Here is a 13,060-nt window from a genome sequence, read left to right on the forward strand (position 1 = left end):
GGATACCGCGTGCCGTGGGTCATCGAGAGGATGGCCCATCATGCGGTCGCGAACGCTCTGGCTCATGGCCGCCGGTGTCGCCGGCGGCCTCGTCGTTCTCGTGTTCGTGCCGCACCAGGCCCAGTCGCAGATCAACCTGCGCATGTCGTTGCTGCACCTCTTCGGTGGCCTGGTGATCGTCGCCGCAGCCGTCGAGGCCTGGCGCCACGCCCAGGCGCACAGGGACAGCCGGATCACCGACCGGTTCGGCAGCGCCGTCGAGCGCCTCTCCGGCGAGAACACCGACATCCGGATCGGCGGCCTCCACGAGCTGGAGCAGATCGCGCTCGACTCTCCGAAGGACCGCCGGTTCGTGCAGATCACCATCGAGAGCTTCGTGCGCAACCGGGTCCCGTGGACCGGGCAGGTCGACGAGAGCGCTCCCGACGTCCAGGTCGCGCTGGCGATCCTCACCCGGTCGCCGGCCGCCCTGAAGCTGTCGCGGGTGGATCTGCGCGGCGTCGACCTGGAGGACCGGCAGCTGGCCGGCTCCGACTTCCGCGGCTCCAACCTCCGCCGGGCCACCCTGCGCGGGACGAGCCTGCGCGACGCCTCCCTCCGCGACGCCGACCTCGAAGGCGCTGATCTCCGTGGCGCCGACCTGACCGGAGCGGATCTCCGGGGAGCGGACATGAGAGCGCTCAACCTGGACCAGGCACGTCTGGACGGCGCGCACGTCGACGGCAAGACCATCTGGCCGCCCGGTTTCGCCAGGTTTGGTGTCTCTGCGTCACTGTTCAGTGACTGAGACAACCCCACGAGGGGGAACAACCCGCAGGCAGGCCCGCTTGAACAGTTAGTTAGGTCTACGAACTGTTCAGAGGGAGCTTCCCGTGAGCTTGCTGTTCTCCCCGCTGACCCTGCGGTCGGTCACCCTGCCCAACCGCATCGCGGTGAGCCCGATGTGCCAGTACTCGGTGAGCGCCGAGGACGGCATCCCGACCGACTGGCACCTCGTCCACCTCGGCTCCCGCGCCGTCGGCGGTGCCGGCCTGGTGATCGCCGAGGCCACGGCGGTCGAGCCGCGCGGCCGGATCTCCGCGCAGGACGTCGGCATCTGGAACGACGAGCAGGTCGCGGCCTGGCGCAGGATCACGAGCTTCATCAAGGAGCACAACTCGATCCCGGGCATCCAGCTGGCTCACGCGGGGCGCAAGGCGTTCGGGGACTGGGTTCCGGTCGCGCCGACCACCGAGCCGTTCCCCGGTCTGAACACGCCGGAGAAGCTCGAGAACACGACCGCGATCGTCAAGGCGTTCGTCGACGGAGCGCTCAGGGCGATCGAAGCCGGCTTCGAGGTGCTGGAGATCCACGCCGCCCACGGCTACCTGCTCCACGAGTTCTACTCCCCGCTCACGAACGAGGGCAGCCTCGAAGAACGCATCGCCCTGCCCGTCGAGGTCACCGCGGCCGTGCGGGCAGCGGTGGGTCCCGAGGTTCCGGTGATCGTCAGGATCTCCGGCACCGACTGGGTGGAGGACGGCTGGACCGCCGACGACAGCGTTGTGCTGGCACAGGCGCTCAAGGCCGCGGGTGCGGACCTGATCGACGTGTCCAGCGGTGGCAACACCGCGCAGGCGGACATCCCGATCGGGCCCGGCTACCAGGTGCCGCTCGCCGAAGCGGTGCGACGCAAGGCAGACGTGCCCACGGGTGCGGTCGGCCTGATCACCGAGGCGAAGCAGGCCGAACAGGTGTTGACGGACGGTTCCGCCGACCTGGTGCTGCTCGCGCGCGAGTTGCTCCGCGACCCGTACTGGCCACTGCGTGCGGCGCAGCAGCTGGGTGTGGAGGTCAAGGCACCGAGGCAGTACGCCAGGGCGTTCTGAAAGAGCCCTCAGAGTTCAAGGGCTGGGCGCCGGAAGACCGGCTGCCCAACCCTTGAACCCCGAAGGCTGAATTCAGCGACGGTAGTCGTCGTAGTCGTCGTACGGGTCGTCATGTGGCTCGTCGCCACTACTCCCGTTCGACAACGACCTTTCGTCACCAGACAGCTCGCGCTGCAGCGCAGCGAAGTCGGTCTCATGAGAGCTGTATTTGAGCTCCCTGGCGACCTTCGTCTGCTTGGCCTTCGCTCGGCCGCGCCCCATGGCTCGACCCCCTCGCACAGGGACGGGGGCGGCCGGGGGAACGGCGGCCCCACTCGTCTCGACAACTAGTTCCTGGTAACTACCGTACCGTGCCGATGGGGTTCCTCGCGACGCGGTAGGCGTGACACGTACCGCCAAATCTCGTGGCCGCCCTCGCGTGGAAGGATGGACAGGTGCCCAGACCGTTCGTCGCCTACCTACGGGTGTACGAACCGTTATCGGTATTGGACGCACCGCTAGCGGCGAAGGTCGAAAAAGCCCTGGAAACCGGGCCTGTCCTCCGGTCGGAGGTGGGCGACAGGGAGCGCGAGCTGTGGTTGCGATCACAGTTGGGGCACAAGCTGCTTCCGGGCGAGTCGTTCGACGTGATGACGATCAGTCCGGCCGAGGTTCCGACGTCCGAGACCGCTCGTGTCGGCCCAGGACCTCTCGTCTGCCCGTTGGACCTCAGGGCGCGCTCCGCCGCCGCTCTCGTGGGCTTCCTGGCCACTGCGCCGCCGATCCTGCAGGACGCCGCTCTCGGCGTGGCCCCGGAAACGGTCCGAGCGCGCGCGTCCTCCGTGATGGCCGAGCTCGCGGCAGGAGCGGTCCACGTGATCTCCACGACCTGGACGGTGCCGCTGCCGTGGTTCGCCCTCGTCGACCCCGCCCAGCGCCGCGTGGTGCTCGCCAGCGCCCAGGACGACCCCGAGCGGCAGGTGTCCTGGCGGGTCGCGATGGCCGACGCACGCCGGCGCGTCGCACGGGCGCTCAAGGTCGTGAAGTCGTCGCTGGGCGAGGACGGGCCCGCGAAGATCCTCGCCGACACCGGACGCTGGCTGGAGAACTTCCACCCGCACTCGGCCGTCGAGCTCGACTACGGCGGTCTGGTGCAGCTGCTGGAGGACAAGGACCTCCTGGAGGACACCTCGGCGGCCGACGTCAACGCCATCGTCGAGGCGCTGGAGAACGGTGACGCCGAGGAGGTCGCGTTGCGCTACGAGACGCTGCGCGAGTTCTGGGGCGAGCTGGCCCGCAGGGAACGCCACGGCTGAAGCAACACCCGCGCGGCCACGGCGGCGACGGCTGCCAGCACCATCGCCGCGGACCACCCCACGTGCACGGCGACGAAGCCGGCGAGGAACGGCGTGATCGCGGCGCTGAGGTAGTTGGCCGAGTTCTGCATGGCGATCGCGGTGGCACTGCGCCCGTCCGGCGCGAGCTCGCCTGCCTCGGTGACCGCGAGGCCGTTCCAGCACACCGCCAGCGCGGTCGTCGGCACCAGCACGGCGACCAGCGCGGGCACCGGCGCTTCGTCGAGCACCGCGACCAGCACGAACCCGACCGCCATGACCATCGCGATGATCTTCAGAGGCCCCACCCTGTTGCGCACCCGGTCCGACCACACGCCCACGGCCAACCTCCCGGCGCCGCCGACCACCTGCGCGATGCCGAACACCACAGCGGCGGCTGTGACCGTCATGCCGTGAGCGCTCAACAGGGGTACTAGCAGCGCGGTCGCCGTGAACTGCGGAACCACCAGCAGCCCGCTGGCCAGCGACAGCCTCAGCAGCTTCGGATCCTTGAGGATCAGCCCGTGATCACTGCCCGCTCTGGTCGCACCGGGCGGCTCGCGGACCAGCAGCGCCACCGCGAGCGCGACGAAGGCGGTCACGGAGGCCAGCGCCACGAACGCGACCGGCACGCCCTGGCTGATGGCGATGCCGGGCAGCACCGCGGCGGTGAGCGCCGCGCCCAGCGGCGTGGCCGTCTGCCGGACACCCATCGCGAGCCCTCGGTTGCCCGCGCTGAACCACGACATGACCGCACGCCCGCTGGCGGCGTTCACGCTCGCCCCGAAGAGCCCGGCGCCGAGCAACGCCAGCCCCGCGAGCCACGCGTTGCCGAGCGCGACCGCGAGCAGGCAGGCAGCGGCTCCAACGCCGCCGATCGTCATGGTGAGCCGTTCGCCGCGGCGGTCCGCGAAGACTCCCCAGGGCACCAGCGCGATCATGGTGCCGAGGTTGACCGCCCCGAGCAGCAGCCCGACCTGCGGCAACGTCAGTGAGAAGTGCTGCTGGAGCTGAGGGCTGATCGCGGGCAGGCCGAGGAACACCGCCGCGTTGACGCCCTGCGCCAAAGCCCCGATGCACAGCACGACCCAGCGATACCCCATGAGGGCACGCTAGGTCGCCTGTTCAGAAAGTGGAACGACCGTCCCAGAATGTGGAATCAGTTCTTGGGACGGCGGCTGTGTCCGCGCTCGGCCGCCAGCAGCTCGTCCACCGACGCACTCCCGCGCTGGTAGCGAGACGCGATCTCGGCGTTGAGCTTGTCCACGACGACCTGCACTTCGCGCCGCCGCACCGACACCGACGCCTCTTCGGAGATGAACGTCTCCAGCACCTCGCCCAGCTTGGGGTCGGACAGCTTGCTCACGTCGGAGAGGTCCACGTCGGAGATGAGCGCCTCGACGTGCCGTTGATGCGCATCAGCACGTGACGGCTCATGGGTCTGATACCGGCCTAGACCAGTTGCCGGACCCACCGCGTTCGTGGAGAGGATCGTGGCCAGCTGCTCCACCACCGCCGAGCCGCCGGAGCTGCGGCGCTCCTGCTCCGCACGCACGATGTCGATCCGCGCGTGCAGCAGCCGCCGCAGGTAGGACAGGTCGGTCTCTTCCTGCGCTGCCTCGTCGCGGAGTTCGCGCACCTCGACGAGCGGGCGCTGCTCGACGCCCTCCGTGTAGTCGGGGGCGAGCACCCGGTCGATTCGGCGGCGCCCGCCAGGACGCACCTCGATCACGTGTCCATCCTGCGGTAGATCCTCCTCACCCGCCAACACATCCCATGCACCAAAGTTGTCTCAAATGTGCACGCCCAGGAGCTTTCGCGTCTCATCTGGTGTCAAAGCGGGTCGTTGCGCGATCTTGGCCAGACCAGCGGCACGCGCTACGAGCTGTGCGTTGTCCCGCACCGGCACGCCTCGCGAGTAGCTGATCGTGTCTTCCATACCCACTCGGAGGTGGCCACCCGCGCCCAAAGCGGTGAACATCACGGGCAGCGTGGTGCGACCGATCCCGGTGGCGGAGAAGGTTGCCCCGTCCGGCAGAGCGTTGACTGCGGCAACCAGCGTCGCGGCATCGCCGGGCATGCCGCCGGGCACTCCCATGACGAAGTCCACGTGCACGTGACCGCCTGCGGGCAGCCCGTGCTGGTCCAGCAGCCTCTTCAACGACGCCAGCTGGCCGATGTCGAAGATCTCGTACTCCGGGACGATGCCGCGTTCCTGCATGCCCTTGTGCAGCGCGACGATGAACTCCCAGCGGTTCATGAACACGTCGTCGCCGAAGTTGACCGTGCCCATCGTGCAGGACGCGGAGTCCGGCATCGCCTCGAGCACGCGCAGCCGGTTCTCCTCGGGGTCGTGCACCGACCCACCGGAGGACAGCTGGACGACGAGGTTCGTTTCGGAGCGCAGAGCCTCGACAGTGGCCTTCAAGCGGCCGAGGTCGAGCGACGGCTTCGCGTCCTCGCCACGGATGTGGACGTGGATCATGGCCGCGCCTACCTGCTCGCAGCTCTGCGCCGTCGCGACCAGCTCTTCCAGGGTCACTGGAAGCTGCGGGACGTCGGCTTTCGCGTGTTCCGCTCCGGTGGGAGCGACCGTGATGAGCGTGCCCTGGGACATAGGCCCGGACTCTAGGGGTTCAGCCCCTCAAGTTGCGAACAGCTTCCCTACCGAGACCAGGGGTGTCCGGCGGCACCGAATCGGGGTCGATTCGTGCCTGAACCTCCCTTTCGGGTGCTCCGGCGACGAGGTCCGCATCCACCGGAACAGACCGCTTGACCAGCGCCAACGCGATCGGGCCCAGCTCGTGGTGCAGTGCCACGCTGCCCACCCGGCCGACCACGCGGCCGTCCAGGGTCACCGGGTCGCCGGTCTCCGGCTGGCCGTCGGCAGAACCATCCAGGTGGAGTAGGAGCATGCGGCGCGGCGGGCGGCCCACGTTGTGGACCTTGGCGACCGTCTCCTGGCCCCGGTAGCAGCCCTTGTTCAGGTGCACGGCCGGGTCGATCAGGTTGACCTCGTGCGGGATCGTGCGCTCGTCGGTGTCCACGCCCTGGCGCGGCCGCAGGGCCTCGACCCGCAGCGCCTCGAACGCGAAGCTGCCGGCCGGGCGAGCACCCGCGTCGGTGATCTTCTGCCACCAGTCCACGAGCTCGGCGCGCGGCACCAGCAGGTCGAACGAGCGCTGAAGCGGCCACGACGTGCGGCGGACGAAGCCCTCGCCGAGCGCGTCGACGCCCGTGGGCACGGGGATGCCGAGCTTCTCCAGGATCGCGGGCGCGTCCGGTCCGATGATCGACAGCAGCGCGAACTCGGACGTCGCGTCCCGCGGCTCGACCTTCGACCAGAAGACCATCTTCCGCAGGTACTTGAGGAGCTCGTCGACCTCCTCGACGTCCAGGAACACCGTGCCGCCGACGTTCGCGACGACCATGTGGTGTTCGAGGCGGCCCTGCGCGTCGAGGATCAGCGCCTCGGTCGCGGCACCTTCACCGAGCTGCTCGAAGTGCTGGCTGGTGAGCTGGTGCAGCCACGTGAGCCGGTCCTCGCCGGGGATCGCGATGACACCCCGGTTGGAGCGGTCCACGACCACGACGGACCGGGCTGCCGAACGTTGCTCGGCGAACGGGTCGCCGTAGTGCCAGGCAACACCTGCGTCGGAGGAATCGTCGGGCGGCGGGACGGCTCCTGGGAGGGTCACTCGGTCTCCTGCTCCTGCTTCAGACAGTCGCGGCACGTGCCGGACAGCGCGAGGTGGCTCGCATCCAGTTCGAACCCGTCGCGCTCCCGCAATGTTCCGACCAGCGGGTCGAGCAGCTCACACGGGATCTCGTCGATCCGTCCGCACACGTGGCACACCAGGTGCACGTGCTGGTGGTCGTCGACCGAGTAGCTCGGCGCACCGTGGCCCAGGTGCGTGTGCCGAACCAGACCGAGCCGGTCGAGCAGGTCGAGCGTGCGGTAGATCGTGGTGATGTTGACCGTCGGCGCGGTCTCCTGGACGCGCTGGCAGATCTGCTCGGGCGTCGAATGCTCGAGCGACCTCACCGCGTCCAGCACGAGCTGACGCTGCGGCGTCATCCGCATGCCGCGGTCGTGCAGCGTTTTGCGCAGGCCTCTTGCGGTCTCCACAACCCCAATGTTAGTAGGCTGATTCCATGCGCGTGCTCGCACTGCTCGACGGAACCCTCGCTGACCCCGACTCGCCGCTGATCCGCGTCGAAGACCTCGGACTCATGCGCGGTGACGGCGTGTTCGAAACGATCCTCGTGGTCGACGGGAAGCCCCGCGAACTCACGCCCCACCTGGACCGGCTCGACCGGTCCGCAGCCATGCTCGACATGCAGCCTCCTCCGCGTGCGGAGTTCGAGCGCGCGATCGAGCTCGTCATCGGCAACTGGACCGGTGGCAAGGAGTTCGCGCTCAAGCTCGTCTACACCCGCGGCATCGAGGGCGGCGACGGCACGGGCACCGGCTTCGCGCTCGGCATGGAGATCGGCGCGAAGGTGCTCAAGCAGCGCGCGGAGGGCCTGTCCGCGGTGACGCTGGACCGCGGCATCGAGCCGGACCTCGCCGACCGCGCGCCGTGGCTGCTGCTGGGTGCCAAGTCGTTGTCGTACGCGATCAACATGGCCGCGATCCGCGAGGCAGAGCGCCGCGGCGCGTCCGAGGTCATCTTCACGACGTCGAGCGGTTCGGTGCTGGAAGGCCCGACCTCCACCGTCGTGCTGGTGCGGGGCAAGACGCTGGTCACGCCGCCGTCGAAGCTCGGCATCCTGCCCGGCACCACGCAGTACGCGTTGTTCCGCGCCGCCGAGCGCGCCGGCTGGACCGTGCTCGTGGAGCCGATCCAGACCGGCGAGCTCTACGACGCCGAGGGCGTGTTCCTCGCGTCCAGCGTTCGCAAGATCACGAGGGTGACCACGCTGGACGGCAAGCAGCTGCCCGACTCGTCGGCCCTGCTCACCGAGCTGCAGGGCCTGTACGAGTCCGAGTACTGAGTTACCTGAGACCGGCGTCGACCGCGGCCATCAACGGGCCGCGGTCACCGGACATTTCCCAGAACATCGCGCCCAGCAGGTTCTTCGACTTCAGCCACGCGGTCTTCTTCTGGATCGACCAGGCGTCGTCGAAGGTCCACCACTGGTTGCCGGTGTAGCAGGACGTCGCCACGGCCACTTCGTCGTGGTAGACGGTGCAGTTCGGCACGGACGCGATCAGGTTCGCGTACCCGCGCGTGCCCGCCTCCTCCGGGAACTGGCCCGGTGCCGCGCCACCAGCTGCCTGCCACTCGCCGTTCTTGCCGCCGTTGGTCACGTTCTGCCAGCCGCGGCCGTAGAACGCGAGCCCGAGCGTGATCTTGCGTGAGGGCACCCCTGCGTCGAGGTAGGCCTGCACGGTGCTCGCCACGTCGAAGTGGAACGGGTACGGGTCGTCCGGGTCGGGGTAGAGGTTGCCCTGGTGGCCCGTCCGGTTCGGCTCCCACGAGTTGTCGCTGCCGGAGCCGTGGAAGTCGTAGCCCTGGACGTTGAAGATGTCCATCGACTGCGCGACCCGTCCGAGCTCCCAGCCCGCCGCGATCTTGGCCGTGTCGGCCGGCGTGAACGCGGTCAGCTGGTAGCGCTTGCCGGTCGTGGCGCCGTACGCGTCGATCTGCCGGCGGAACTCCTCGATCAGCAGGCTGTTGTTGACCTTGTCCTGCGGGCCGAAGTGGTTGCCCGCGTGGCCTTCTGCGCCCGGCCACTCCCAGTCGAGGTCGAAGCCGTCGAAGATGCCCGCGGCGGTGCCGGGGCCGCCGGCGCCGTTGTAGGTCGGCAGGTTGCCCTTGAGGTAGACGTCGATGCACGACGACACGAACTTCTTGCGCGAGGCGTCGGTCGCCGCCACGTCGGAGAAGTACTTCGAGTACGTCCAGCCGCCGAGCGAGATCAGCACCTTCAGGTTGGGGAACCTGGCCTTGAGCTTCTTGAGCTGGTTGTAGTTGCCGCGCAACGGTTCCCAGCCGCTGTCCGCCACGCCGTCGACGGACTGCGCCGCGCTCATCGGCCTGCTGTAGTCGGCTTCCGCGTCACCGGCTCCGTCGCCCTGGTTGGGGTCCTGTGGGTTCGGACTCGTGCCCTTCGTGACGCCGTGCAGACACGTCAGGTTGACCGGGTCGATGTTGCCGAACGCGTAGTTGACGTGCGTCAGCTTGGCGGCGTCCATGTCCTTCACGAAGTACTGGCGTCCGTAGATGCCCCACTGCACGAAGTACCCGACACGGGCGTACCCGCCGACGATGTCACTCGTGGTCTCGGTCAGCGCGTTGCTCGCACCGGACACGTTGTCGTAGGTGTCGCGGGCCCTGACGGTGAAGGTGTAGCTGGTCGACGGCGCGAGGCCGCTGACGGTTGCCGTCGTGCCGGAGACCGTCATCTTCACGGTCGAGCCCTGGTAGACGTCGTAGTTCGCGACGCCGCTGTTGTCCGTGGAAGCGTTCCACGCCAACGTGATGCTGCCGGCGTCCTTGGCGGTCGAGCGCAGGTTCGCCGGTGTGGTCGGCGGGGTCGTGTCGTTCGCAGGGTTGTTGGTCGTGACGCTGACGGCCGCGCTCGGCGCCGACTGCGTGCCCTTGGTGTCCTTGGCCCGCACCGTGAAGGAGTACGCGGTGTTCGGGTTCAGGCCGGTGACGATCGCGGACGTCGTGGTGCTGCTCGTCGCGAGGGTCGAGCCGTTGTAGACGTCGTAGCCGGCGATCGGCAACGAGCCCGCGGTGGAGGCGTTCCACTGCAACGTCACCGTGCGCGTGGTCTTGGACGGTGAGGTGAGGTTGCCCGGTGCGCTGGGTGGCGTGTCCGGGGCGCCGCTGCAGTTCGCGTTGTTGATCCGGCAGGTGGTCGGCTCGACGTTGCTGCTGATCGAGAACGTCGGGCTGTACGGCTCGGTGCTGCCGCCCGCCGCGACGCTCTTGTTGTAGTGGGCGGGGGTGACCGTGACCTGGTTGCCGGACTGGCTCACGGTGCCGTTCTGGCCGTTGCTCACCGTCACGCCGGCGGGCAGCGTGAAGACGATCGACCAGTCGGCGATGGCGGCGGTCGTGTGGTTGCGCACGATGAACTTCGCCGTGCCACCCGCGACCGAGTAGTCGGCCGTGACGCCGGTGGGTGCCGGTGCGGGGTCACCACTGCCGTCGCAGGCCATGTTGTTGATCGTGCAGGTGGTCGGCGAGGCCGCGGCGCTCAACGAGAACGTCGGGCTGTACGGCTCGGTGTTGCGGCCGACCGGGATGTTGTTGATGTAGAAGGCAGGAGTGAGCGTCACTCTCGTGCCGGTCTGCGTCGTCGTCGCGTTCTGGGCGTTGCTGACGGTGACACCGGCCGGGAGGTCGAACTTGATCGACCACCCGTTGAGCGCGGCCGTGGACGCGTTGGCGACCACGAACTTGCCGGTCGTACCGGTGAGGGAGAAGGTCGCGGTGATGCCCGTGGCGGCCTGTGCAGGGACCGCCAATGCGAGCACAGCGACCAAAATCGCTAGTAGGGCAGGGATTCGGCGCATGCGGAGCTCCAGGTAGGTAGAGGTCCGCGGCGGCCTGGCTGTTACGGTACTTTGGTCTGGACCACTAGGTCAACGCCGTGGGCCTCAGCTGATCGGGCGGAACCGGACGCACGTCCCCGGCCGCGCCTGGCCGAGAAACCGCAGGTGATCACGGTCGACGACGCCGATCACGGGATAGCCGCCCGTCGTCGGATGGTCGTTCAGGAAGACCACCGGCTGCCCGTCCGGCGGCACCTGGACCGCGCCGGTGATCATGCCCTCGCTGGGAATCTCGCCGTCACGACGATTCAGCTTCGTGCCCTGGAGTCTCGCGCCCACGCGGTTGCTGCGGTCGCTGACAGACCATTCCCCTTGTCGCAGCTGGGTTTCCGCGTCGTCGAACCAGTCGTCGCGCGGGCCGAGCAGGATCGGGATGACCAACGTTTGCAGCGCCCTGTGCGGTGGGACCACGTCGGCTCCGGTTGGGACGTTCGGCGTACCGAGCGGCAGAACGTCGTTGTCGCGCAACGGGTCTGGACCGATTCCGGACAGCAGGTCGGTCGAGCGGCTGCCGAGTTCCTTCGGGACGTCGATGCCGCCGGAGACCGCGAGGTAGATGCGCAGTCCGGTGTCCGGGGTGCCGATCTTGAGCGTCGAGCCTTTCGCGAGGTGCAACGGCTGGTGCGAGTCGGCTGCCCTGCCGTCGATCTGGAGTGTGGTGGGTGGCCCGGTCACCGCGACCGTGCAGGACGCGTCGGCCGTGATCTCCGCGCCACCCAGCAGGAGCTCGATGCCCGCCGCGGTCTCGTCGTTGCCGACGAGCCGGTTGGCGAGCTTGAGCGAGTCGGGGTCGACCGCGCCGGACGGGGGCACGCCGAGATGCGCGTTGCCGGGCCGTCCGAGGTCCTGGATCAGGGCCTGCGGACCGGTGCGGACGATCGTGATCTCGCGGTTCATGCCACCACGAACCTGACCTGGTCGCCGGGCTGCAACAGCGCCGGGGTCTCGGCTTTGGCGTCGAACAGGGTGATGTCGGTGCGTCCGATCAGCCGCCACCCGCCTGGCGTCGCCCTCGGGTACGCGGCCGTGAACTCGCCCGCGATGCCGACGCTGCCCGCCGGGACCTTCGTGCGCGGGGAGTGGAGCCGCGGCTGCTGGAGTGGTTCGGGGAGGCCGGTCAGGTAGCCGAAGCCGGGGGCGAAACCGCAGAACGCGACCTCGTAGGTGGCCTCGGTGTGGAGCCTCACGACTTCTTCCGTGCTGACCTGTGCCGTCTCGGCGACCAGGTCGAGGTCCGGCCCGTCGTAGCTCACCGGGATGGTGATCTCGCGCGGGTGGTTCGCCGGCGCCTTGGTGAGGTCGACGGTGGCGAGCGCCGCCCTGACCTGGGTGAGCGCGCCCTTGACCAGCACTGTTCTGGCGGCCGGGACCAGCTCCTCGATGCCGTCGAGGTCCGCGAGAGCCGCGCGAACGGCCGCCACCTCGGTCAGAGAGTCGACCTCGACCAGAAGAGCGTCGGTTCCGCAGCGCCGCAGCAGCATGGCCCCATGCTACGGGGAATCGTGGGATTGTTGAACAATCCCACGACCCGAAGTTTGCGCGTGTCCGCGTGTCTCAGCCGACGATGCGCTTGAGGTGCGCCGACGCGTGCGGCTGCATCTGCTGGCCGACCATCGCACGCTCCTCCACGTAAGCGAGGTCGCCGTTGTTGACGATGCCGTAGAGACGCTGCGACGCGAGCACCTCCTTGGCACTCGACGTGCGGATCACAGCGTCCGTCTCGAACTCCCACGAGGTGTTCGTGCGCGGCTTGCCGTAGTACAGCTCGACGATGCCCGTGTTGTGCGTGAGCAGCAGCTCGATCGTGTCGTCGGCCTGCGGGCGCCAGAAGCCTTGTTCTCTGGCTGCCGGGCGGATGACCTCGCCGGCCTCGTTGAGCAACCAGCTGCGCGCCTCGTAAACGAGGAACGGGCGGCCGTCGTGCGCGAAGGTGATCTGCTGGCCGAAGCGGAACGGACCGTCGATCGTCGGGTAGACGATCTCGCCCTCGCCTCGCCAGACGCCCACCAGCGGGAGGACCGCCAGGAGAGCGTCGTTCAGGTTCGCGCCTTCCCTCAGGTTCGCCGTGTCGCCCGGGATGGGCATGTCGGTGAACTGGGGGAGGTTGCGTTCGCGGGTGGAGGCGGCGCGCTCTTCTGCCAGGCGGATGGCTTCGTCGCCGCTGCCGGGGATGGGGCCGCTGCCTGAGGCGGCGCCGGGGGTGGGCGTGGTCATCGCTGGTCGCTGTAGAGGCGGTAGACCACGTAGCCCGCGAACCACATGACCGCGATCGTCACCAGTACCAGGAGTCCTGTGAAGATGTGTTC

At 68.7% G+C, this 13,060-nt stretch carries 14 protein-coding genes; 4 read left to right on the forward strand and 10 right to left on the reverse strand.

All coding sequences use genetic code 11. The features are described from left to right. Positions 1–40: 40 nt before the first annotated feature. Positions 41–787, forward strand: a complete 747-nt coding sequence (locus AB0M24_RS25160) for a pentapeptide repeat-containing protein (RefSeq protein ID WP_363772433.1) — start codon at positions 41–43, stop codon at positions 785–787. An 85-nt stretch (positions 788–872) separates the two neighbouring features. Then, the gene (locus AB0M24_RS25165; protein WP_363772436.1) at positions 873–1,868 is read left to right on the forward strand and encodes an NADH:flavin oxidoreductase/NADH oxidase; all 996 of its coding nucleotides are present in this window, start codon (positions 873–875) and stop codon (positions 1,866–1,868) included. 72 nt (positions 1,869–1,940) lie between these two features. Here the strand turns inward: AB0M24_RS25165 and AB0M24_RS25170 are convergent, their stop codons facing one another. Continuing rightward, positions 1,941–2,129: a DUF3073 domain-containing protein gene (locus tag AB0M24_RS25170; RefSeq protein WP_363772439.1), complete on the reverse strand. Its 189-nt coding sequence runs from the start codon at positions 2,127–2,129 to the stop codon at positions 1,941–1,943. 173 nt (positions 2,130–2,302) lie between these two features. Between AB0M24_RS25170 and AB0M24_RS25175 the strand changes: the two genes are divergently transcribed. Beyond that, a complete protein-coding gene (locus AB0M24_RS25175; RefSeq protein ID WP_363772442.1) occupies positions 2,303–3,163 on the forward strand; it encodes a hypothetical protein in 861 nt (286 codons plus the stop codon). On the opposite strand, the gene AB0M24_RS25180 is transcribed toward AB0M24_RS25175, so the two are convergent. From AB0M24_RS25180 to AB0M24_RS25200, 5 genes are read right to left on the reverse strand one after another with little or no spacing between them, the layout of a single operon-like run. Next, positions 3,106–4,284: an MFS transporter gene (locus tag AB0M24_RS25180; RefSeq protein WP_363772445.1), complete on the reverse strand. Its 1,179-nt coding sequence runs from the start codon at positions 4,282–4,284 to the stop codon at positions 3,106–3,108. The genes AB0M24_RS25175 and AB0M24_RS25180 overlap by 58 nt on opposite strands. A 56-nt stretch (positions 4,285–4,340) precedes the next feature. After that, positions 4,341–4,913 carry an aerial mycelium formation protein gene (locus tag AB0M24_RS25185; RefSeq protein ID WP_363772448.1) on the reverse strand — a complete coding sequence of 191 codons (573 nt, stop codon included), beginning with the start codon at positions 4,911–4,913 and terminating at the stop codon, positions 4,341–4,343. A gap of 60 nt (positions 4,914–4,973) precedes the next feature. Next, on the reverse strand, positions 4,974–5,798 hold the full coding sequence (locus AB0M24_RS25190) for a 3-keto-5-aminohexanoate cleavage protein (RefSeq protein ID WP_363772451.1): 825 nt from the start codon (positions 5,796–5,798) through the stop codon (positions 4,974–4,976). Positions 5,799–5,817: 19 nt separating this feature from the next. Next, on the reverse strand, positions 5,818–6,879 hold the full coding sequence (locus AB0M24_RS25195; RefSeq protein WP_363772453.1) for a folate-binding protein YgfZ: 1,062 nt from the start codon (positions 6,877–6,879) through the stop codon (positions 5,818–5,820). Beyond that, positions 6,876–7,310: a Fur family transcriptional regulator gene (locus AB0M24_RS25200; protein WP_359842744.1), complete on the reverse strand. Its 435-nt coding sequence runs from the start codon at positions 7,308–7,310 to the stop codon at positions 6,876–6,878. The genes AB0M24_RS25195 and AB0M24_RS25200 overlap by 4 nt, the downstream gene beginning before the upstream one ends. A gap of 26 nt (positions 7,311–7,336) precedes the next feature. Between AB0M24_RS25200 and AB0M24_RS25205 the strand changes: the two genes are divergently transcribed. Next, a complete protein-coding gene (locus AB0M24_RS25205; protein WP_363772457.1) occupies positions 7,337–8,179 on the forward strand; it encodes an aminodeoxychorismate lyase in 843 nt (280 codons plus the stop codon). 1 nt (position 8,180) lies between these two features. On the opposite strand, the gene AB0M24_RS25210 is transcribed toward AB0M24_RS25205, so the two are convergent. The 4 genes from AB0M24_RS25210 to AB0M24_RS25225 all read right to left on the reverse strand — a co-directional run bounded on the left by AB0M24_RS25210 (position 8,181) and on the right by AB0M24_RS25225 (position 12,926). Then, positions 8,181–10,676, reverse strand: a complete 2,496-nt coding sequence (locus tag AB0M24_RS25210; RefSeq protein ID WP_363772460.1) for a glycosyl hydrolase family 18 protein — start codon at positions 10,674–10,676, stop codon at positions 8,181–8,183. A gap of 123 nt (positions 10,677–10,799) precedes the next feature. After that, positions 10,800–11,651, reverse strand: a complete 852-nt coding sequence (locus tag AB0M24_RS25215) for a biotin-dependent carboxyltransferase family protein (RefSeq protein WP_363772463.1) — start codon at positions 11,649–11,651, stop codon at positions 10,800–10,802. Next, a complete protein-coding gene (pxpB, locus tag AB0M24_RS25220) occupies positions 11,648–12,235 on the reverse strand; it encodes a 5-oxoprolinase subunit PxpB (protein ID WP_363772466.1) in 588 nt (195 codons plus the stop codon). The genes AB0M24_RS25215 and pxpB overlap by 4 nt, the downstream gene beginning before the upstream one ends. Before the next feature lie 73 nt (positions 12,236–12,308). Continuing rightward, positions 12,309–12,926 (reverse strand): FABP family protein, encoded by a 618-nt coding sequence (locus AB0M24_RS25225; RefSeq protein WP_363772820.1) that lies wholly within the window; start codon positions 12,924–12,926, stop codon positions 12,309–12,311. Positions 12,927–13,060 lie beyond the last annotated feature (134 nt).

Source organism: Lentzea sp. NPDC051838, from assembly GCF_040681245.1.
Lineage (GTDB): Bacteria > Actinomycetota > Actinomycetes > Mycobacteriales > Pseudonocardiaceae > Lentzea.

Bases quoted from the DNA above. Each gene is read 5' to 3' on its own strand.
- AB0M24_RS25205 (WP_363772457.1), top strand. From the start codon at position 7,337: ATGCGCGTGCTCGCACTGCTCGACGGAACCCTCGCTGACCCCGACTCG.
- AB0M24_RS25170 (WP_363772439.1), bottom strand. From the start codon at position 2,129: ATGGGGCGCGGCCGAGCGAAGGCCAAGCAGACGAAGGTCGCCAGGGAG.
- pxpB (WP_363772466.1), bottom strand. From the start codon at position 12,235: ATGCTGCTGCGGCGCTGCGGAACCGACGCTCTTCTGGTCGAGGTCGAC.
- AB0M24_RS25160 (WP_363772433.1), top strand. From the start codon at position 41: ATGCGGTCGCGAACGCTCTGGCTCATGGCCGCCGGTGTCGCCGGCGGC.
- AB0M24_RS25190 (WP_363772451.1), bottom strand. From the start codon at position 5,798: ATGTCCCAGGGCACGCTCATCACGGTCGCTCCCACCGGAGCGGAACAC.
- AB0M24_RS25180 (WP_363772445.1), bottom strand. From the start codon at position 4,284: ATGGGGTATCGCTGGGTCGTGCTGTGCATCGGGGCTTTGGCGCAGGGC.
- AB0M24_RS25215 (WP_363772463.1), bottom strand. From the start codon at position 11,651: ATGAACCGCGAGATCACGATCGTCCGCACCGGTCCGCAGGCCCTGATC.